The following is a 21133-nucleotide window of genomic DNA, read 5'->3' as shown; positions in this document are numbered from 1 at the left end:
ATCCCATATCCGCAATGGCGGGCATGGGACGATGTCCGCATGCGAAAGATCACGGTGACCCTGCCGGCCGCGGTGCTGGCCCTCACCGGCCTGGTGGCGCCCGCGCACGCGGTGCCGGTTCACGCGGTGCCCGTCCACGCGGTGCCCGTCCACGCGGTGCGGGCTCACCCGGCGCAGACGCACGCGGCACCGGCACACGCGGCACCGGCACACGCGGTACCGGCGCCGAAGGTGACCGCCACCGAGGCCTACCTGGTCGACGCCACCGGCGGCACCGTGCTCTACGCCCGCCGCGAGACCCGCCGGGCGCCGGTGGCCAGCCTCACCAAGATCATGACCGCCTACGTCGTGCGCCGGTCCGCCGGCCTGGACGACGTGGTGACCATCTCCGCCGCCGACGTGCGGCACGCGGCCTCCGGCGGCGCGATGCGCGCGGGCCTGCGGGCCGGCGAGCGCCTGACCGTGCGCGACCTGCTGCACGCCCTGCTGCTGCCGTCCGGCGCCGACGCGGCCGCGGCGCTCGCCCGCCGGTACGGCCCCGGGGTGAAGCGGTTCGTCGCCCGGATGAACACCACCGCCGCCGCCCTGGGCATGCGCGACACCCGGTACACCAACCCCGACGGCATGCCGTCCCCGGGCGGCGGGGGCCGCTCCACCGCCCGCGACCAGGTCGCCCTCGCACAGCAGGCGCTGCGCGACCCGGCACTCGCCCAGATCGTCCGCACCGAGCGGTACGCGATGACCCGCACGGCCGCGCACCGCGCGCACGTCTGGCGCAACAGCAACCGGCTGGTGCCCGGCGAGGCCGTCGGCCTGAAGACCGGCTACACCCGGGCCGCCGGCTTCTGCCTGCTGTTCGCCGCGGTGCACGCCGGGCGCACCTACATCGGCGCGCTGCTCGGCGAGCGCACCGACGCCGCCCGCTACCGCACCGCCCGCACCCTCCTCACCCTCCCCGCCCTCACCACCCCCTGACGTGCCCTTCCGGAGGCGGCAGCCGTAGTCGAGAGTTCGAACTCGCTCGAACCCGGCAGCGACCTGTCGGACCGCCCAAACCCTGAGCCCGGGCGTCGCCGGGCACGATCGTCCCCACAACTGCGAGCCCAAAGGGAAAATCATTCATGCCCGAGTCGTCGCCTACGACTCCAAGATGGCCGTCTCATTCATATTCGATAAGCCCTTGCTCCTGCGCCCATCGCCTGAAACCACCGGGACCGAAGGGAAGGAAATACTTGCCAGAAATAAGATCGTCGGCAAGCGCCTCCACCATGGGCAGAGTCAGTTGCCCTTCTCGGATCGCACTGCAGAGCAGCGGGAGAGTGGCCGTGACCCGGATGCCTTCCTCTTCGGCGATAGCCCGGGGAACGCTGTCATCAACCACGATCTCGAAATCTCGGGTCTTTCCAAGAGCGAGCACGCCGCATTCACCGCGGTTCCGTCCATTGGCGACCAATCGCTGCTCGTAGGTCGCAAACGCCATCAGGAAGCTCATGTCATTGCTGCGGTCAACGCCGATCCAGCCGGCATCGAGGACCTGGTGCAGGGCAGGGTGATCGTGCACCTGGTTCCTGAGCTCGTGTTCGACGCTCTCCGGGACGATGACGGAACGGTCACCGGCAAGGAACTTCAGAACGCCCAGCCATCCATTCACAGCGAAGTGCCGCAGCGGACCGGTGTCGAAGACCAATGCGTCTGACGATGGCGTCACGATACGAACTTCCAGATCTCGTCTACCCTACGCTTACGACGCGGGGGTAGGTCGCATTCGGTAAAGGTGCCGCGGAGCAGTTCCAGCGCGCGTTCCTGACTGATCCGTTCGTCGCGAAAAGCGCGCAGGATCGCCTTCTGGTACGAAACGGGCAGACTCGTTCCTTCAAGGTCGACCGACACGATCAATCCGAATTCCACGATATCAGCGCGAGTGGTAGTGACACCGCGGATCAGCGCCGCGCCTTCCCCATCCACGAGATCCAGCTCTTCCAGCCTTCTGGCGAGCGTCGCCATGTCGACCCGAAATCTGCTGGCAAGCAGCACAGCCACTTCACGGAGTTCACGCGCCCCATACTCGGTCCATGCCGCCCGCAGGCCACCCTCGGGCAGCAGCAACACCCGCGCAAACCGGTCCAGGCGGGTCTCAATGTCGCCGCCCTGCCGGTCAGCGACTCTCCAGTCGACGGTGTACTCGTCAGCGATCAGGTAGTGACCCAACTCATGAGCCGCCGCGAGGCGGCGGCGTCCCACCTTGTTGTGGCTGTTCACCAGACTCACCCCACCACGACGGAGCAAGATCGTCCCAGCATCGGCCGTATCCACTCCCAGATCCACGGAGAAGATCAAGAGACCGATCGCGGCAGCCTTCCCGACCAGGTCGCGCACGGGCTCCGCATCGGCGAGGCCGAGCATGGCCCGCGCGGTGACGGCGAGAGCGTCGGCGTCCGATGAAGTTCTGGGAGGAGGAGATGGCGCAACTCCATTTCCAGGCAGCGCGAGTTCCTCAGGGGCCAGTTCGGCAACGAACTCGACGTCGGCAGCGATACCCGCCAACAGCCTGTCGATCTTCGAGTCGACCGTGTCCAGACCCTGACCAGAGCGATGAGAGACCAGTGCTGGAATCGGCTCCGAGAAGAACGAGGACATGGTCACGCCCAAAGACGCCGCGATGTCCGACAGCTCAAGGGCGCTGACCTTGCGGATGCCACTTTCGATCTTGTTCACCGCTGTTCGCTCAAGGCCCACGAGCCGGGCGAGCTCGCCCTGCTTCAAGCCGGCCCGCTCACGCGCCTCTCGGACTCTGACACCAAGCGTCTTATCATCGACCTCAGCCATGTGTACGATTTTCGCACACATGGAGGCCAGAGGCACGCACATGCTGGTGTTCGGTGCAGTCTCCTAGCGGGGCGACGCGGTGCGGTGGTGGGGCACCACACCGGCGTCGAAGCGTCCGACCCGTATCGGGTCGGAGGTCATCGGGTGAAGCGGGGGGCGGGGTCGCCTTTCAGGCGGTCCGGGGGGAGGCGGCGGCCGCAGATGGCGAGCAGGAGATCCTGGGCGAGGCCGTGCAGCGGGGTTCCGGTGCCGTAGGACCAGTCCAGGTCGGTGGCCCGCAGCTCGACGCCGGTGAGGTCGGTGCCGAAGAAGGCGACGTTCCTCGGCCGCAGCCCGGCCAGCACCATAACGACCCGCTCGGGCGGGACCAGGCGGTCGAGCCCCAGGCCGACGGTGATGTCGAGGCCGTGGATGACGTCATGCGACAGCGCGCCCGCCGGGCCGCCGCCGGGCGGCGTCCAGGGGTGTTCGGCGTTGTCGCGCAGCGCGGCGATCAGCCGCTCGGCCGGCAGGCGGGCGGCGTCGCGGCGCGCGGCCCGGTCGGCCATCCGGTTGAAGTTCCCCCGCGCCTTCACCAGATCCAGCAGCGTGCGCCGGACGGAGGTCCGGTAGGGCATCGTGGTGTGCGCGATGACCTCCCGCACCCGCCAGCCCTCGCACAAGGTAGGGGCGTCCCACTGCTCCGGCCGCAGCGTGGCGAGCAGTTCGGCCTGCTCGCGGCGTTCGGCCGCCACGGCCTCCCGAATCCGGGCGTCGGTCATGTCCTGGGCTCCTGTCCGTTCGCATCGCGGCTCACAGGTCCGCGCGGTGCCTGTCGAAACGAGTACTGCGGCCGGCCCGGAAAGTCATCGGTCTCATTAAGAAGGTGTCGGTGGCGGCGCATAAGGTCGGGGGATGACCGACGTGCTGACCGGGGCGGATGCCCGGCTGGAGCCGTTCCGGGGTGAGCTGACCGGGTTCTGCTACCGGATGCTCGGCTCCGGCTTCGAGGCCGAGGACGCGGTGCAGGAGACGCTGCTGCGCGCCTGGCGGTCCTTCGACCGCTTCGACGAGCGGCGGGGCCCGCTGCGCGCCTGGCTCTACCGCATCGCCACCAACATCTGCCTGGACATGCTGCGCAGCGCGCAGCGCCGGGCGGTGGCCGTCGATCTCGGCCCGGCGGCGGTTGCCGGGCCGGACATCGGCCGGCCGGCGGCGGAGGGCACCTGGGTCCAGCCGGTGCCGGACGCGCTGGTGCTGCCGGTGGCCGGTGACCCGGCGGAGCTGGCCGTCCAGCGGGAGACGGTCCGGCTGGCGTTCGTCGCCGCGCTGCAGCACCTGCCGCCCCGGCAGCGGGCGGTGCTGATCCTGCGGGACGTGCTGCGGTGGACCGCGGCCGAGGTGGCCGCCCTGCTGGACACCACCGTCGCGTCGGTGAACAGCGCGTCGCAGCGGGCGCGGGCGACGATGGAGTCGATCGGCGGCATGCCCGGCGAGCCGTTGCGGCCGGCCGACCCCGCCCAGCGCGAGCTGCTCGGCCGGTACTGCGATGCCTTCGAGCGGCACGACGTGGCCGCACTCGTCGCGCTGCTGCACGAGGACGCCATGATGACGATGCCGCCGTTCACCTGGTGGATCCGCGGCCGGGATCGCATCCGGCAGGTGCTGTCGGCCCCGGACTCGTCCTGCGCGGGCGCCCGGCTGGTCCCGGTGGCGGCCAACGGCTCGCCGGCGTTCTGGCAGACCAGGCCCGGCCCGGACGGCGGCCACGTCCCCTTCGCGCTCGTGCTGCTCGACGTGTCCGGCGGGCTGGTGCACGGCATCACCAACTACCTGGACGCCGACCGGCTGATCTCCCTCTTCGGCATGCCGGACGTCTCCGCCCGGCGGGCGGACCCGGTTCCGGCGGACCGATGAGTTCCTCGCCGCCGGCGCGTATCACGAGGAAAGGCACGGCGAACTCGAAGGAGCGGACATGGCCACCATCCAACCGATCATCGTCACTTCGGACGTGGACCGGCTGCAGGCGTTCTACCAGCGGATGTTCGGCGCGGTGGCGGAGAGCCGCTTCCCCGAGGAGGGCCCGGTCTTCTTCGTGATGCTGCGGGTGGGCGACTCCGAGCTCGGCCTGGTGAACAACGACGCCGACCTGTCGGCACCGCAACGGTTCGTGCTGAGCGTGCGGGTCGACGACGTCGACGCCCTGCTGGACCAGGTCGAGGCGGCCGGCGGCAACGTCCTCGGCCCGCCGAACGACATGCCGTGGGGCGAGCGGGTCGCCCACATCCACGACCCGGACGGGAACAAGCTCAACCTCACCCAGACGATCGGTGCGAGCGCCGGCCGGTGACCCGGGCCCGACCGGGCGGTACACCGGAACCGGCAGGCCGGTCGGAGCCCGCCGGTGTCCCGAAGCCGGATGGTGTCCCGGCCAGAGGGCGCCCGGGGGCCAGAGGGCCCGGGGCCGGACGGGCGGCGTCCGATAGGCAGGCCGGGGCCGGACAGGCCGGAGTCGGAGAGGCAGGCCGGCGCGGTTGGCGCGCGGGGTGTCGTCAGCGCGCTTGCGCCGGGTGGGCGCGCATCAGGCCGTGGCAGGCGATGGCGGCGGCGGCGACCACGTTGAGGGAGTCGACGCCGGCGGCCATCGCCGCCGGGCTCATCGGGACGCACACCGGCTCGTCGGCCATCCGCAGCCAGCGGGAGGACAGCCCGTCGCCCTCCGCGCCGAGCAGCAGCGCGACCCGGTCGCCCATCTCCGCCCGGTCGATCGGGGTGGCGGCCTGGTCCGGCGTCAGCGCCAGGGTGCGGAACCCGGCGACGCGGATCGCGGCCACCCCGCCGTGCCAGTCGGCCATCCGGGCGTACGGGACGGCGAACACCGCGCCCATGGAGACCTTCACCGACCGGCGGTAGAGCGGGTCGGCGCACCGCGGCGAGAGGATCACCGCGTCCACGCCGAGCGCGGCGGCGCACCGGAAGATCGCCCCCACGTTGCCGTGGTCGACCAGGTCCTCCAGCACCAGCACCCGGCGGGCCGGGCCGGCCAGCAGGGCTTCCACCGGCGGCGTGGCGAGCCGGGCCATGGACGCCAGCGCGCCCCGGTGCACGGCGAACCCCGCGACGCCGGCCATCACCTCGTCGTCGACCAGGTAGACGCGGGCCTCGCCGATGACACCGGCCAGCCCCGGCAGCCACCGGCGGGTGGTCAGCACCGACCGGACCGGATGGCCGGCGGCCACCGCACGGTGGATGACCTTCTCGCCCTCGGCGATGAACAGGCCGCGCTCGGCCTCCAGGCTCTTGCGCAGCTCCACCTCGCGCAGCCGCACGTAGTCGGCCAGCCGGGGATCGGCGGGGTCGTCCACCGGGATGATCTCAGGCACGCTTCCAGCGTATGGCCCGCCGCAGCCACCAGGCGCCGGCGTACAGGGTGAGCACCGCGCAGCAGCCGATCACCAGGCCGGCCCCACCCCGGGCGAGCAGCCCGCCCCAGCCGGACGCGGGACCGGGCGGGTGCACCAGCGGCCACAGCGGCGCCGCCACCAGTCCGGCCACCACCGCGGCCACCGGCACCGCCCGCCGGACCGAGGACCCGGACGGCGCGGCCCCCGACGCCGCGGACCCGGACGAAGCCGACCCCGACGGGCCGGCCCTGGACGGCACAGGTGCGGACGGGCCGGATCCCGACGGGCCGGTCCCGGACGGCGCAGGGGCGGACGGAGCGGCCGCGGGCGGTGCGCCGGCCCGCCGGGGCGGTGGGCAGGGAGGTTCGGACGCCGCCGGCCGTCCGGCCGGGAGCGACCCGCTGCCCGGGGTGCGCAGCCAGGTGGCCAGCCACCAGGCGACCGCGGCCAGCCCGGCCGCCGAGGAGGCGTACTGCAGCACCTGGTAACCGGTCACCCCGCCCGCGATCGGGGCCGACAGTAGCGGGACGCTCCAGAAGGCGGTGCCCCAGTCGTGAGTGAAGGAGTCCCACAGCACGTGGGTCGCCGCCCCGGCGGCGGCGCCGAGCAGCACCGTGGGGAACCGGCGCCAGCCGGGGCCGGGCAGCGCGGCGACCCGGCGGGCGAGCCGCTCGGGCAGCAGCGCGGTGAGCGGCTGGCGGAAGACGAACTGGAAGAGCGCCAGCAGCACGACGGTCGCGGCCACGTCCTTGGTGACCACGCCCCGCGGCGAGTGCCAGCCGGCGTAGTCGTCCAGGTAGGGCAGGAACATCGGCAGGTCGGGGACCATGGCCCCCACGGCGAGCGCCCACGGGTCGAGCACCCGCCGGGCCCGGGCCGGGAGGATGAGCGGGATCACCGCGGCGACGTGGCTCGGGGTGAAGGGCACGTGCGGTCCTTGTCGGGTCGGCGTCGGGTCGGCGTCAGGTGGGCGTCGGGTCCGCGTGAGGTCGGCGCGGCCGGCGCGGCCGGCACCGGGCCGGTCCGGTCGCCCCGGCCGACCCCGTCGACCCGGAACGGCCTGGTCCGGTCCGGCCGGCCGGCCGGTCCGCGAAGGTTTCGGTCCTGCGGGCCGGTCCGGCCGCCCCCGGAAGGCCCGGTGCCGGCCCGCCGGGGCGGCGTCGGGCCGGTCCCGCCGCCGCGCCGGTGCACGGCTTTACCCGAACCCGGATGCGCCACACCGGGTTACGGGTACGCTACTCAGCGCCACCGGAGGCGGAGAGCGGGTGATCGGGGGCGATGGTGCCGGACCAGCATACGGAGGCGTGCCCGGCCGCCGCACCCGCGTCCTGGCTGCGCGACGCGCGGCTCGCCCGCATGCTGTCGCTGGTGACGCTGGCCTGGCTGGCCGCCGAGAGTTCTCTCGGGCTGCTGGCCGGGGTGTCGGCGCACTCGGTGGCGCTGATCGGCTGGGGCTGGTCGTCGCTGGCCGAGGCGCTGGCCAGTTTGATCGTCGTCTGGCGCTTCACCGGCAGCCGGCTGCGATCGGCGAGCGCCGAGCGGCGGGCCAGGCTCGCCGTCGCGGTGAGCTTCTGGCTGCTGGCCCCCTATCTGGTGCTGCACGTCGGCTATGACCTGCGGGCCGGCGAGCGGGCGGTCCCCACGGTGCTCGGCGTGGCGGTCACCGTGATCAGCCTGGTCAGCATGCCGCTGCTCGGGCTGGCCAAGCGCCGACTGGGCGCCCGGCTCGGCTCGGCGGCCACCGCAGGCGAGGGCACGCAGAACCTGCTGTGCGCGGGGATGGCCGCCGGGGTGCTGGCCGGGCTGACCGCGACCACGATCGGCTGGTGGTGGCTCGATCCGGCGGTGGCGCTGGTGCTGGCGGCGGTGGCGGTGCGCGAGGGGTCGCGCGCCTGGCGGGGCCACGGCTGCGGCCACTGACCGGTGCCGGGCGGGCCGGACGGGATGGTCGCCCAGTCCATGACCGCCGGACCCGGCAATTCCAAGATCGATCGACCGGCGGTCCAGGGAATCGCCGCCGGAACGGCGCCTCCACTGCCATTACCGCAGCAAAAGATCGGTTTTGACGGCATAAGCGGTGACGCTATGGTTCCGTAGGCATTACCCGGGATCTACCTATATGGTGCCGGGAAGCGCGCCAACAGTTCCCAAAAGGTCGATCTTTAAGAGGACATCGTGGGCGGACGTCATCGCACTGACGACCCTGACGGCGGCTACACCCCTTACCACGAGCCGGCCGGCCGTCGCCGCGCGGGACGCGGCAAGGTCCTGGTGCCGCTCGCGGGCGCCGTGGCGCTCGCCGTACTGCTCGGCGTGGCGGCCTACGTGATCGTGAGCCGCGACGAGCCGTGCGGGAACGGCCGGACCGCGCTGAAGGTGGTGGCCGCCCCGGAGATCCGCCCCGCCATCAGCAAGATCGCGGCCGGGCTCGGCGGGCCCGGTTCCGGGGCCTCTTGCGTCACGGTGACGGTCAAGGAGGGCGAGCCGGCCGATGTCACCAACGCGATCGCCGGCACCGGCGCGACCAGCGGCGGGTTCGACGGCGACGTGTGGATCCCCGACTCCAGCCTGTGGGTCGCCAAGCTGCGCGGGGCGGCCGGCGACGGCGCCCCGCAGCCGGCCGGCAACGTGGCCAGCTCCCCGGTCGTGCTCGCCGCGCCCAAGCAGGTGGTGGAGAAGCTGCGCGGCGCGTTCGGCGAGCCGAGCTGGAGCGGCATGATGACCGCCGCCAACGCCGCCGCGCCGGACGGGCTCGGCAAGAGCATCCGGGTGCTGGCACTGGATCCGACGCTGAACGCGGCCGGGCTCAGCGCCCTGCTGGCCGGGGCCGGGGTGCTGCGCGCCGCCGGCTCCGGCGACGAGCAGCTGGTCGGCACGCTGCGGCAGCTGTCGGAGAGCGCGGTGAGCAGCCCGGCCGACATGTTCGCCACGATGGCCAAGCAGTCCTCTCGCGCGCCGATCGGCGTGGCGTCCGAGCAGAGCATCTGGTCCTACAACGCCAAGGGCCGGCCCGGCCAGGTGGTCGCGATGTACCCGGCGGAGGGCACCATCAGCCTGGACTATCCGGTGGTCGTCACCGCCAGGGACCAGGCCACCCGGGACGCCGCCAAGGGGTTCGTGAGCGCGCTGTCCGGCGCGGCGGCCAAGAAGACCGTCCGCCAGTACGGCTTCCGCACCCCCGACGGCAAGGGCGGGAACGCGATCAGCAAGGCCAACGGCCTGGAGCCGGCGGCGCCGGAGGCGATGAAGATCCCGGACGCGGCCACCGTCGCCAAGATGTCGCAGGCCTGGTCCCGGCTCAAGCTCGGCGTGCGGCTGCTCGCCCTGCTCGACATCTCCGGCACCATGGCGCTGCCCGCGGTGGGCGCCCCCGGCGACCGGATGCGGCTGATCGCCCAGACCGCCATCGAGGGGCTCAAGCTGTTCCCGGACAAGACCGAGATCGGCACCTGGGCGTTCTCCACCAACCTGAACGGCAAGGGCGTCGACTACCGCGAGGGCGTGCCGATCGGGCCGCTCGGCGGCAAGGTGGGCGGGGTGACCCGCCGGGAGGCCCTGCTGCGGACGCTGGACAAGATCCGGGCCAAGCCCACCGGGGACACCGGCCTGAACGACACGCTGGCCGCCGCCTACGACAAGATGAAGGCCGAGTACGCGGCGGACAAGATCAACACGCTGCTGGTGTTCACCGACGGCGTCGGCAACGACGACCCGGAAGGCGGCATCACCAACGCGCAGATCCTGCGCAAGCTGCGCGACGAGTACGACGAGAACCAGCCGATCAGCATCATCATCGTGGCGCTGGGCGCCGACGACGCGGCCGGACGCCGGCAGATGCGGGCGATCGCCAAGGCCACCCAGGGCGAGGCGTTCTTCGCCAACAACGCGCTGGAGATCCGCAAGATCTTCCTGGAGAGCATCTCCCGGCGGCTGTGCGCGCCGAACTGCAACGCCGCCGCCCAGTGACGGCCGCGCCGCCCCCGGTCCGGTCTCCCGGGCCGGGGAAACGGTTTCACCACACCGGTCAAGTCACAGCCGTTTCTTTGATCACATGAGACACTGTTTCCCCAGGTCATAACCTTTTAATATCGGTCAAATCCCAGTGAACCCGCGCGCTGATCCGGGCGTCCTACGCGTGTGGGCCTGGCGCGGGCAGGGAAATTCTCGCGAGAACGCTCGACCGAATTGTCAGGTTCCCGTCCTGCGGGGAGGAAGATTGCTGTCCGGATGGCCGAGCGCCGGCCGTGCCGACGATCAACGATTGGCGGACGCCCTGCGCCGGGCGGACGACCGCGCCGTGGACCTGCTGTACGACGCGTACGCCGACCGTCTCAACGACTACGCATGCTCGCTGCTCCACGACACCGACGCCGCCGCCGACGCCGTGCACGACGCGATGGTGCTGGCCCACGGCCGCGCGGAGGTGCTGCGCGAGCCCGCCCGGCTGCGCGCCTGGCTGTACGCGCTGACGCGTTCCCGGTGCGCGCCGTCCCGCGGCGCCGGGGACCGGCCGCCGGAGGAGTACGACGACGACGCCGACGATCCTGAGCTGACCGCCGTGATCCGCGAGGCGCTGGCGGAGCTGGCCGACCGGGACCGCGAGGCGCTGCTGCTGGCGGTTCGCCACGGCCTCACCCCCGCCGACCTCGGCGCGGTGCTCGGCCTGTCGTCCCGCCAGGCCGGCGGCCGGGTCGCCCGGGCCCGCGACCACCTGGAGATCGCGGCCGCGGCGGTGGTCCTCGCCCGGACCGGCCGGGCGCACTGCCCCGACCTGTCGGCGCTGCTCGACTCGATCGAGGGGCCGCTCCCCCAGCCGCTGCGCCGGCGGCTGGTACGGCACATCTCCGGCTGCCGCGAGTGCGCCGACGGGCGCCGCCGCCGGGTGTCGGCCGACGGGCTGCTGGCCGGGGTGCCGGTCGCGTTCCCGCCGCTGTCCTTACGCCGGCGGGTCGCCACCACCTGCGGCGCCGCCGGGCAAGCGGCCGAACGCGCCGCCATCGCCGCGTCCGGCGTCTTCGACCGGGACGGCTTCCCGGTCCCCGCCCGCCGCGCCCGCGCCGCCGCGGCGCGGGCCGGCGCCGGCGCCCGGGCCTCATCTCCAGCCGCGTCCCCCGCCGCGTCCCGTGCCTCGTCCCGGGGCCGGGCCGGCGCGCCGGCCGGGGCGCCCGCGACCACGGTGACCTTCGTCGGCGCGCACGCCGGCGACCGGCGCCCGGGCCGGCACGGTGCCGGGGCGGGCCGCCGGGCGGCGCGCCGGGCCACCCCCGTCCTCGCCGCGGCCGCCTGCGTCCTGGTGGCCACCGGCACCATGCTGGTCGCCACCGGCCAGGACCTCGGCTCGCACGGCCCCCAGGCCCTGCGGTTCCCGAGCCGCACCCCCGGCGAGCTGCAGATCCGGTACGGGCCCGCACCGACCGGCGACACCGGCCCCACCAGCGCGGTCACCGCGAGCACCCCGGCACCGGCCCGCACCTCGCCGACCGGCGCCCCGGCGGCCGCCGCGCCGACCGGGGGCGCCCTCGCCGCACCGTCCCGGACGCCGTCCCGCCGCCCCCCGGGCCCCACCGGCTCCGCGTCCCCGCCGGCCCGGCTGGTCGTCTCCTGCCCGCCGGACATCGGCGAGGAGGAGGACACCGCTGTGATTTTGGTCTCGGCGCGGCACGGGACGGTGTCGTGGACCGCCACCGCCACGGGTGGCCTGGCGGTCGTGCCCGCGCGCGGGGTGCTGGCGCCGGACGCCCGGGCCCGGCTGGTGGTGACGGCGCCGGACACCGGCGCCGCCGGCGGCGGCGTCGTCACCCTGCGGTCCGGCGCCACCGGCGGATCGGCCTGCCGGGTGTCGTGGCCGGCGCGGCAGCCGCCGGTGTCCGAGCCGCCGACCGACGAACCCGAAAATCCTCAAAATCCCGACAATCCTTCCCAATCCGCAACCCCTGCGCCCTCCGAACACTCAAATAACGAGTGACGGACGATGGCGTGCCGACTGCACGCTTACTGTGATCAGGGGGTAACTTTGGATATCGCACCTGTCACCGGCGTCCCATTGAGCACGGGAAGACCGGTTCTTGGTGTGGAGGGTGTGGCCGTGCGTCCAACGGTTCTTGCCCTGGCCGCTGTAAACCGGTGGCCGGGTCAGGGCGTCGGCATTGACGATCGCCTCTCGTGGTTGGTCCCATGAGAGCAGCGATCAACCACGCCTTGGACAGGCCTTGACCAGCGGAGCCGGGAGAGATGCGTAGCAAGAGGACGGTGCTCGGGTGGGTGCTGGCGCTCGCCTGTGCCGCGGGCGCGGTCATCGCGCTGGCGGACGTCCAGACCCCGGCGCGCGTGATCCTGACGCCGCTGTTCCTGCTGGTGGTGCCCGGCGCCGCCGTCGCCGGGATGTTGCGGGACCGTGACCCGCTGGCCGCCCTGACCGTGGCCGCCGCGGCGAGTCTCACGTTGAACGTGTTGCTGGCGGAGGCCATGCTCCTGTTCGGCGCATGGTCGCCACGGGCCGGGGTGGCCACCGTGGCGGTGCTCGGTGGCTTCATGTGGGTCCTTCGGACGCTGTACCGGGGAAGCAGTACGCACACCGAACAGGGGGCCGGGTCAAGGTGAAGGTGACGGTGGTCAGACCGGGCGAGCTCGGCACCGCCGAGCGGACCCGCTGGCGGGAGATCCAGCACGCCGCCCCGGCACTGGACAATCCGTTCCTGTCGGTGGAGTTCGCCCTGGCGATGGACCGGCTGCGCTCCTATGTCCGGGTCGCCGTGGTGGAGGACGCCGGCAAGATCGTCGGATTCATGCCGTTCGAACGGCACGCCTTCGGCATCGGCAAGCCGCTCGGCAGCTGGCTCACCACCTGCCACGCGTTCATCGCCGACGGCGGGGTGGAGTTGCCCGCCCGCCTGCTGCTGCGCTCCTGTGGGCTTTCGGTGTTCGACTTCGACCACATGGTCGCCGGCCAGCCCACCTGGGAGCCGCACGTGACGGCGGTGCGTCCGGTGCCGATGATGGACCTGACCTCCGGGTTCGAGTCCTATGTCGGCCACGTGCGCGACCAGTCGCCCAAGAACTACAAGACGGTCCGCTACAAGGAGCGCAAGCTCGCCCGCGAGCACGGGGAGATCCGGCTCGAGTGGTGCGCGGCCGACCCCGCGGTCATGCGCACGCTGACCGGCTGGAAGTCCGACCAGTACCGCCGCACCGGCCGGGTCGACCGGTTCGCCCAGCCCTGGATCGTCGAGCTGATCGACGAGATGCACGGCCAGGACGCGCCGGAGTTCGGCGGCGTGCTGACGATGCTGTACGCCGGGGACACCCCGGTGGCCGGTCATTTCGGACTGCGCACCCATCACACCCTGGTCGGCTGGTTCCCCGCCTACGACCCCGATTTCGCCCGGTACTCCCCCGGGATAATGCACCACCTGCACATGGCGGAGCAGGCCGCCTCGCACGGCCTGGGCCAAGTCGACATGGGCAAGGGGGGCCGGGAGTACAAGAGCTGGCTGAAGAACAGTGTGATCCACGTGTCCGAGGGGAGAGTGGCCAGGCCGTCGGCGACGGCCGCCGTCCACTGGATGGGGCGCACTCCCTTCAACAAGGCCCGCAACATCGTGATCGACCGGCCACAGCTGTACCGGCTGGCCGATCGCGTGCTCAAGGGTTTCGGCCGGATGCGCACGTCCCTCCAGCCGGCCGGCACCGAGAAGGAACCCTCGGGGGTGCGCTAGCGCGCTCCCCCGCACCGTAGATCCCCCGTACGACGAGCACAGCACACCCTCTACTGCTCTGACCGGGACGAAGAAACTTTTCTTCGTCCAGTCGCGCCGGTCCTGTTGGCAGTCGCCGCCGATGTCAGACCGCCCGGAAGGACATCCCTCGAAATGAGTCCCGAGATCATCAAGCACAACGGCACCACCCAACTGCACAATTTGCGGCCACTGGCACCGGTGGACCGTTTCACCACCGTCAGCCCGCACCTGGCCATCTCCCCGACCGTCAGCGTCGTCGTTCCGGCCATGAACGAAGCGGAGAACCTGCCGCACGTCTTCGCGACGCTGCCGCACTGGATCCACGAGGTCGTCCTGGTGGACGGCAACTCCACCGACGACACCGTCGCGGTGGCCCGCCGGCTGCGCCCGAACCTGCGGGTCGTCCAGCAGCGCGGCAAGGGCAAGGGCGACGCGCTGCGCACCGGGTTCGCCGAGTGCACCGGCGACATCATCGTGATGATCGACGCGGACGGCTCGACGGACGGCCGCGAGATCATCCACTTCGTCAGCGCGCTGGTCGCCGGGGCCGACTTCGTCAAGGGCTCCCGGTACGCCAGCGGCGGCGGCAGCGACGACCTCACGCTCAACCGCCGGCTGGGCAACAGCGTGCTGCGCGGCCTGGTGAACGTGATGTACGGCACGCAGTACACCGACCTGTGCTACGGCTACAACGCCTTCTGGGCGCGCCACCTGCCGGCCCTCGACCTCGACTGCGAAGGGTTCGAGGTGGAGACCCTGCTGAACATCCGCGCGGCGCGGGCCGGCCTGCGGGTGCACGAGGTGCCGAGCCACGAGCGGTGCCGCATCCACGGCGAGAGCAACCTGCGCGCCGTCCGGGACGGCCTGCGGGTGCTGCGCACCATCCTGCGCGAGTGGCGCCGGCCGGCGCCCGAGGTGCCGGGCACCCCGGTGTCCGGGCGGGCCACCGCCGAGACGGCCGCGGACCAGGGCGCGGCGTAGCGGTCATGAAGATCTCCGTCGTCATCTGCGTCTACACCGAGGACCGGTGGGACGACATCAGGGCGGCCGTGCACTCGGTGCGCGGCCAGCGACGCCCGCCGCACGAGATCATCCTCGTCGTCGACCACAACCCCGAGCTGCATCTGCGGCTCAAGCGGGAGTACGCCGACGCGATCGTCGTGGAGAACGCCCACGAGCGGGGACTGTCCGGCGGCAAGAACACCGGGGTGGCCGCCGCCACCGGTGACGTCGTGGCCTTCCTGGACGACGACGCGGTGGCCGAGCCCGGCTGGCTCGCGGCGTTCGCCGACGCGCTGTCCGCGCCCGTACCGCAGCAGAACGGCACCCCGGCCGTCGTGGGGGTCGGCGGGTTGACCAGACCGCTGTGGGACACCGGTGCGCGGCCGCGCTGGTTCCCCGAGGAGTTCGACTGGACGGTCGGCTGCACCTACCGCGGCATGTCCGCCGGGCGCGGGCCCATCCGCAACGTGATGGGCGGCAACGCCGCGTTCCGTCGGGAGGTGGTGGGCGCGGTCGGCGGGTTCCACTCCGGCATCGGCCGCAGCGTGCAGGGACGGCGCAGCCGCCCGCTGGGCTGCGAGGAGACGGAGTTCTGCATCCGCCTCGCGCAACGCCGGCCGGGCTCGATCATGATGTTCGAGCCCGCGGCGGTGATCGGGCACCGGGTGCCGGCGGCCCGCGCCACCTTCCGCTACTTCCGCTCCCGGTGCTACGCCGAAGGGCTGTCCAAGGCGCTGGTGGCGCGGAGCGTCGGCGCCGGCGACGGGCTGTCCAGCGAGCGGGCCCACGCGCTGCGGGCCCTGCCGAAGGGGGTGCTGCGCGGGGTGGGCGACACCCTGCGCGGCGACCCGGCGGGCCTGGCGCGGGCCGGCGCCATCGTCGCCGGCCTCGCCTGGACCACCTGGGGGTACGCCGTGGGCTCCGCGCGGCTGCGGCTGCGCGGCGGCGGCCCCCGACCATCCGACCGGCACGAACGGTGACCACGATGCACGTACCCATCCTGATGTACCACTCGGTCACGGACCGGCCGAACTCCGCCACCAAGCCGCTCGCGGTGCGTCCGTCGGTCTTCGAGTCCCAGATGGCCTACCTGCAGGACCGCGGGTTCACCCCGCTCACCGTGGCCGATCTGGTGGCCTCGCTGTACGGCACCGGCGGCGCGCCGGCGCCCACCCGGCCGGTGGTGATCACCTTCGACGACGGCTACGCCGACTTCCACAGCGAGGCGCTGCCGGTACTGGAGCGCTACGGCTTCCCGGCCACGGTCTTCCTCACCAGCGGCTGGGTCCGCGACGCCGGCGACGACGCGGCGGGCCGCCCGCTGGACCACATGCTGTCGTGGAGCCAGGCCCGGGAGGCCGCGTCCTGCGGCATGGAGATCGCCGGGCACAGCCACAGCCACCCGCAGCTCGACCAGTTGCCGGACGCCGCGTTACGCCAGGAGCTGCGCCGCAACAAGGCCCTGCTGGAGGACAAGGTCGGCCGCCCGGTCGCGACCATGGCCTACCCGTACGGCTACTCCAGCGCCCGGGTGCGCCGCGAGGTGCGGCGGGCGGGCTATTGGGCGGCGTGCGCGGTGGCGAACGCGCTGGCGAGCGACGCCGACGACGTGCTGGCACTGCCCCGGCTGACCGTGGGCCGGTCGACCAGCATGAGCAGGTTCCGCCGGGCGGTCGAGGGCCGCGGCGTACCGATGATCTACCTGAAGGAACACGTGCTGACCAAGGGGTACGCGATCGTGCGCCGCACCCGGTACGGGCTGCGCACGATGGTCGGGCGTGAATGACGAGACCGCGGGGGTGACTTCGCGCGGGGGGGATGACGCGACCATGGGAACGACGGCGGCCGGCCGGACGCAGGAACGCCCGGGCGACGGGCGGCCGCGCGGCGGGCCGGCCGCGCTGTGGCGGCGCGTCCGGCACGACCTGCGTAATCCGCTGTTCCTGAACGGCTACGCGCTGATGGCCAACACCGGCGTCACCGCGGTGCTCGGCATGGGCTACTGGCTGCTGGCCGCCCGGCTGTACAGCGCCGAGGACTTCGGCCGCAGCCAGGCGCTGATCACCGCCATGCGGCTGTTCGCCGGGCTGATCGCGCTCGGGCTGACCGGAGCGCTCGCCCGGTTCATCCCCGTCGCCGGCCGGCGCACCGGCGCGCTCATCGCCCGCGGCTACCTGCTCGCCACGCTGACCGCGGTGGTCGCGGCGGTGGGCTTCCTGCTGACGCTGCCGTTCTGGGGGGAGAACTACGCCACCCTGGCCGGCGCCGGGCCGGGGGTGTTCTTCCTGGCCTCCGTCGCGGTCTGGTCGGTGTTCACCCTGCAGGACGTCGCGCTGGCCGGGCTGCGCAAGGCCGTGTGGGTGCCGGTCAACAGCTTCGCGTTCGGCGTGGTGAAGATGGTGCTGCTGGTCGCGGTGGCCGGTGCGCTGCCCGACGACGGCATCTTCGTGTCGTGGATCGTCCCGACGGCCGTCGCGCTGGTACCGATCAACCTGTTCATCTTCGGCGTGCTGGTGCCCCGGCACGCCCGGCAGGCGCCGCCCGGCTCCCGGCCGCCCCGCCCGCGCGAGATCGGCCGCTTCCTGGCGGGTGACTACCCGGGCGCCTTCTCGATCCTGGCCATCGTCTACTTCCTGCCGGTTTACGTGGCCTCGCGGGTGAGCGGCGAGCTGTTCGGCTACTTCGCCATCGCCCAGACGCTGGGCGCGATGATCGAGCTGCTGGCGATCAACATGGCCACGTCGCTGACCGTGGAGGGGTCGGCCGACCGGACCCGGCTGGCCGCCAACTGCCGGCAGGCCTTACGGCGGGCCTTCCTGATCATCGGTCCGGTGTCCGGGGTGACGATCCTGGCCGCGCCGCTGATCCTGTCGGTGTTCGGGCCGGGCTTCGCCGAGCACGGCACGTTCCTGCTGCGGCTGATGGCGCTGGCCGTGCTCCCCCGGGTGCTCATCGAGATCTACCTGAGCGCGCTGCGCGCCCAGAGCCGGGCCCGCACGCTCGCCGCGGTGCAGATCGGCCTGGCGGTGCTGGTGCTGTCCTCGTCGGTGCTGCTGCTGCCGGTGACCGGCATCGCCGCCGTGGGGTACGGTCTGCTGTTCAGCGAGGCGCTGGTCGCGTTGTTGATCTTCGGCGGGCTGCGCAGAGTTCTCAACAACCCGGAAACGCCACAATCGCCCACCGCGCCGGAGTCATCCGAGACAGCATCATGGTCTACGTGAGGCAGCGCGCGGACGACGAGGTGCAAGAGGAGGCGGCGGCGGCGATCGCCGACGACGACATGGACGTGCATGACCTGGACACCGACCAGGCCACGGACCAGGCCACCGACCATGACACCGGGCCGGTCGAGCCGGAGACGGCGGATTTCGCCGCGGTGCGGGAGGAGCGCCGCACGGCGCCGGCGCCCCCGGCCGGCGAGCCCGCCGTCCACGACGACCCCGCACCCGGCGAGCCGGAACCAGACGCGGAGCCGGCCGGCGACCCGGAGACCGCCGTCATACCCGCCGTCCACGAACCAGACGAACCAGAACCCGAGGCAGAACCGGACGGCGACCCGCAGACCGCCGTCATACCCGCCGTCCACGACGACCCCGCACCAGACGAACCAGAACCAGATGCGGAGCCGGCCGGCGACCCGCAGACCGCCGTCATACCCGCCGTCCACGACGACCCCGCACCGGCCGGACCGGAGCGGGCGGCCGAGCCGCCGGCCGGCCGGACCGGTGAGCCGGAGATCACTCCCGCACCGGCCGGGCCGGCCGCCACCGAGGCGGCCGCGGCCGGGCGGCTGGCGGCGAGCGTGGCCGCCTGGCTGCCGCCGCTGCTGACCCTTGAGGGCCTGGTCATGTACGTACTCGCGCTGCGGGTGCCGTACGGGCCGATGCGCGGCGTCGACCTGGACCGCATCGGCGGCCTCGGGTTGATCTCCGCGCTGCCGGTGACGGCGTTCGCCGCGATCGCGATGATCATCGTGTCGTTCTTCGTCACGCTGACCCAGAACACCGACCGGCGCGGCGTGCTGCTGTTCCAACTCACCGCGGTCACCTTCGTACTGCACGGCGCCGCGGCGCTGGTGGAGACCGAGCCGCGTTTTCACACCGCGTGGATCCACGCGGGCTTCGCCGAGTACATCGGACGCGCCGGCGAGGCGCTGCCCGGGCTGGACGCCCGCTTCGCCTGGCCGGGGTTCTTCGCGCTGTTCGGGTTCGTGCTGCGCGCCGCCGGCGTGCAGGACACCGCGGCCATCCTGCAGTGGACGCCGTTCGTGTCCAACCTGCTCTATCTGCTGCCGTTCGTGCTGATCCTGCGCCAGCTGGTGGCGACCACCCGGGCCCGGTGGTTCGCCGCGCTGCTGTTCATCCTCACCCAGTGGATCGGGCAGGACTACTTCTCGCCGCAGGGCTTCACCTACGCCCTGTACCTGGTGTTCGTCGCGTTCCTGCTGCGCTGGTTCGGCCGGGTGCAGCCCCGGACGGCGCCGCCGCCCGCCCGGGGGCGGCTCCGGCGGCTGCTGGCCCGGCTGGACGCCCTCACCCCCGGCGAGCTGCCGTCCCGGCCGACGACGGTGACCGATCGGGTGGTGCTGCTCACCCTGCTGGTCGCGCTGTTCGGCGCCACCATCGCCACCCACCAGATCACCCCGTTCATGATGCTCGGCGCGCTGACGGGACTCATCGTGCTGCGGCGCACCACGCTGTCGCTGGCGCTGCCGGTGTTCCTCGGGCTGCTGGTGATCGCCTGGGTGAACTACCAGGCCACCCCGTTCTGGAGCGGCCGGATCGACGAGCTGTTCGGCGGGATCGGCAAGATCTTCGCCAACCTGCAGGAGAACACCGGCGACCGACTGGTGGGCACCGACCCCTCGCACGCCCTGGTGCTCAAGGTACGGCTCGGGATCACCGGGGTGATCCTGCTGTTCGCCGGGGTCGGGTTGCTGCGCCGGCTGCGGCGCGGCGTCGGCGACCGGGTGGCGGTGCTGCTGCTCTGCGTGCCCACGCTGGCCCTGGCGCTGCAGAGCTACGGCGGCGAGATCGGGTTGCGGGTCTACATGTTCGCGCTGCCCGCGGCGTGCATTCTGGGCGCCTACGCGTTCTTCCCGAACCTGCCCGCGCACTCGACCGGCGGCCGGGAGGGCGAGACCGTCCCGTTCCGGATCCGGCCGCGCCGGTTCGGCCCGCACCTCACCCGGCGGGTGTCGGCGGTGCTGGCCGCGGTCGTCGCGCTGGCGCTGTCGGTGGCGTTCATCCTCGCCCGGTACGGCAACGAGAAGTTCGAGCGGGTCACCACCGGCGAGGTCGCGGCGATGCGCTACGTGTACGAGCACGACCGGCCGAGCGCCCGGGTGCTGTACCTGGTGCCGCGGCTGGGCGACGAGGTGACCCCCACCATCCCGTGGCGCGAGCGCGACATCGACCGGGTGGATTACGACCAGGCGCTGGTGACCGCCGATCCGCGGAACCTGGCCGGGGTGCTCACTGCGCTGCGCGGCAAGCCCCGCAACACCTTCGTCATCATGACGCGGGGCCAGGCGGCCTACCTGGAGCTGAACGAGGGATTCCCCGCCGACTGGGGGCCGCGGTTCCGCGCGTCGCTGGACCGCTCGACCGCCCTCAAACGTGTGTACGCCAACGCCGACGCCGCGCTGTACACGCTGCGCTCCTACCCGCGGGGGTCGGAGATCCCGCCGCCGACCGCCAGCGCCTCGGTGGGCGATCCGTCGACCCCGTGGACGCCGGTCGGCCTGGCGGCGCTGGCGATCGCGGCGGCGGCGCTGTTCGGTGCGGAACTGTCCCGGCTGCGCGGCCGGGCGGGCGGGCCGCGGGTCCGGCGCCGGCTGGTGGTGGCCGGGTCGGTGGCGACGGTGGTGGCGCTGGCGGTCATCGTCGAGCGCTTCCTCACCCTCACCGGCTGACCGGGCGGCGCAACGTCATCGGCGACGTGATCTTCCTGCCCCCAGCTGATCGTGGCGGTCGCCTGGCGGCGTGTCCACGCCACGGACGGCAGCCTGAACGATCTGCTGCGCGCCGTTGGGCTGGACGGGCTCACCCGCGGCGGGCTCGGCGAGTGCGCCTTCCCGCTGCCCGCGGTCTGCGTGGTCACGACGATCCAACCGAGGAAGTGCCGTCTCTACTGCACAGTTGTTTCCCGCCGTTCAGCGAGACGTGCAGGGGACGGTGGCATAGC

General features: G+C 72.7%; 18 protein-coding genes. 13 read left to right on the top strand and 5 right to left on the bottom strand.

The genetic code is table 11. The annotated features are described in order from the left end of the window. Positions 1-39 precede the first annotated feature (39 nt). Complete coding sequence (locus tag Sru01_RS17135; protein WP_203986085.1) at positions 40-975, top strand: D-alanyl-D-alanine carboxypeptidase family protein; 936 nt, start codon at positions 40-42, stop codon at positions 973-975. Positions 976-1159: 184 nt separating this feature from the next. On the opposite strand, the gene Sru01_RS17130 is transcribed toward Sru01_RS17135, so the two are convergent. From Sru01_RS17130 to Sru01_RS17120, 3 genes are all read right to left on the bottom strand, one after another. After that, a complete protein-coding gene (locus tag Sru01_RS17130) occupies positions 1160-1687 on the bottom strand; it encodes a PIN domain-containing protein (protein WP_239137500.1) in 528 nt (175 codons plus the stop codon). 17 nt (positions 1688-1704) lie between these two features. Continuing rightward, a complete protein-coding gene (locus Sru01_RS17125) occupies positions 1705-2826 on the bottom strand; it encodes an XRE family transcriptional regulator (protein WP_203986081.1) in 1122 nt (373 codons plus the stop codon). A 137-nt stretch (positions 2827-2963) separates the two neighbouring features. After that, on the bottom strand, positions 2964-3587 hold the full coding sequence (locus Sru01_RS17120) for a maleylpyruvate isomerase family mycothiol-dependent enzyme (RefSeq protein ID WP_203986077.1): 624 nt from the start codon (positions 3585-3587) through the stop codon (positions 2964-2966). Between the two features lie 133 nt (positions 3588-3720). On the opposite strand from Sru01_RS17120, the gene Sru01_RS17115 reads away from it, so the two are divergent. Together Sru01_RS17115 and Sru01_RS17110 are read left to right on the top strand one after the other, a co-directional pair. Continuing rightward, the gene (locus tag Sru01_RS17115) at positions 3721-4722 is read left to right on the top strand and encodes a sigma-70 family RNA polymerase sigma factor (protein WP_203986074.1); all 1002 of its coding nucleotides are present in this window, start codon (positions 3721-3723) and stop codon (positions 4720-4722) included. A 58-nt stretch (positions 4723-4780) separates the two neighbouring features. After that, positions 4781-5155, top strand: a complete 375-nt coding sequence (locus Sru01_RS17110) for a VOC family protein (RefSeq protein WP_203986071.1) — start codon at positions 4781-4783, stop codon at positions 5153-5155. A 202-nt stretch (positions 5156-5357) separates the two neighbouring features. Here the strand turns inward: Sru01_RS17110 and Sru01_RS17105 are convergent, their stop codons facing one another. Beyond that, positions 5358-6188: a TrmH family RNA methyltransferase gene (locus tag Sru01_RS17105; RefSeq protein WP_203986059.1), complete on the bottom strand. Its 831-nt coding sequence runs from the start codon at positions 6186-6188 to the stop codon at positions 5358-5360. Then, complete coding sequence (locus tag Sru01_RS17100; RefSeq protein ID WP_203986056.1) at positions 6181-7137, bottom strand: DUF4184 family protein; 957 nt, start codon at positions 7135-7137, stop codon at positions 6181-6183. Before Sru01_RS17100 ends, Sru01_RS17105 begins: the two co-directional genes overlap by 8 nt. 350 nt (positions 7138-7487) lie before the next feature. Between Sru01_RS17100 and Sru01_RS17095 the strand changes: the two genes are divergently transcribed. From Sru01_RS17095 to Sru01_RS17050, 10 genes are all read left to right on the top strand, one after another. Next, positions 7488-8129, top strand: coding sequence for a cation diffusion facilitator family transporter (locus tag Sru01_RS17095; RefSeq protein ID WP_203986053.1), 642 nt, complete (start codon positions 7488-7490; stop codon positions 8127-8129). Positions 8130-8384: 255 nt separating this feature from the next. Next, complete coding sequence (locus tag Sru01_RS17090) at positions 8385-10175, top strand: substrate-binding and VWA domain-containing protein (RefSeq protein WP_203986035.1); 1791 nt, start codon at positions 8385-8387, stop codon at positions 10173-10175. A gap of 295 nt (positions 10176-10470) precedes the next feature. Beyond that, positions 10471-12174, top strand: coding sequence for an RNA polymerase sigma factor (locus Sru01_RS17085; RefSeq protein WP_203986032.1), 1704 nt, complete (start codon positions 10471-10473; stop codon positions 12172-12174). Positions 12175-12440: 266 nt separating this feature from the next. Continuing rightward, complete coding sequence (locus Sru01_RS17080; protein ID WP_203986029.1) at positions 12441-12809, top strand: hypothetical protein; 369 nt, start codon at positions 12441-12443, stop codon at positions 12807-12809. A gap of 2 nt (positions 12810-12811) precedes the next feature. Further along, on the top strand, positions 12812-13924 hold the full coding sequence (locus tag Sru01_RS17075; RefSeq protein ID WP_239137499.1) for a GNAT family N-acetyltransferase: 1113 nt from the start codon (positions 12812-12814) through the stop codon (positions 13922-13924). A 153-nt stretch (positions 13925-14077) separates the two neighbouring features. Next, positions 14078-14926 carry a glycosyltransferase family 2 protein gene (locus Sru01_RS17070; protein WP_203986024.1) on the top strand — a complete coding sequence of 283 codons (849 nt, stop codon included), beginning with the start codon at positions 14078-14080 and terminating at the stop codon, positions 14924-14926. Between the two features lie 5 nt (positions 14927-14931). Beyond that, a complete protein-coding gene (locus Sru01_RS17065) occupies positions 14932-15927 on the top strand; it encodes a glycosyltransferase family 2 protein (RefSeq protein ID WP_203986021.1) in 996 nt (331 codons plus the stop codon). A gap of 5 nt (positions 15928-15932) precedes the next feature. Further along, on the top strand, positions 15933-16733 hold the full coding sequence (locus Sru01_RS17060; protein ID WP_203986018.1) for a polysaccharide deacetylase family protein: 801 nt from the start codon (positions 15933-15935) through the stop codon (positions 16731-16733). 43 nt (positions 16734-16776) lie between these two features. After that, positions 16777-18168: a lipopolysaccharide biosynthesis protein gene (locus Sru01_RS17055; RefSeq protein ID WP_203986015.1), complete on the top strand. Its 1392-nt coding sequence runs from the start codon at positions 16777-16779 to the stop codon at positions 18166-18168. Beyond that, the gene (locus Sru01_RS17050; RefSeq protein ID WP_203986001.1) at positions 18165-20861 is read left to right on the top strand and encodes a hypothetical protein; all 2697 of its coding nucleotides are present in this window, start codon (positions 18165-18167) and stop codon (positions 20859-20861) included. The genes Sru01_RS17055 and Sru01_RS17050 overlap by 4 nt, the downstream gene beginning before the upstream one ends. Positions 20862-21133: the final 272 nt, after the last annotated feature.

It is taken from the genome of Sphaerisporangium rufum (genome assembly GCF_016863395.1).
GTDB classification, from domain to species: Bacteria; Actinomycetota; Actinomycetes; order Streptosporangiales; family Streptosporangiaceae; genus Sphaerisporangium; species Sphaerisporangium rufum.
The sequence above is the reverse complement of the archived record's forward strand: the minus strand, read 5'-3'. Positions and strand labels throughout refer to the sequence as shown.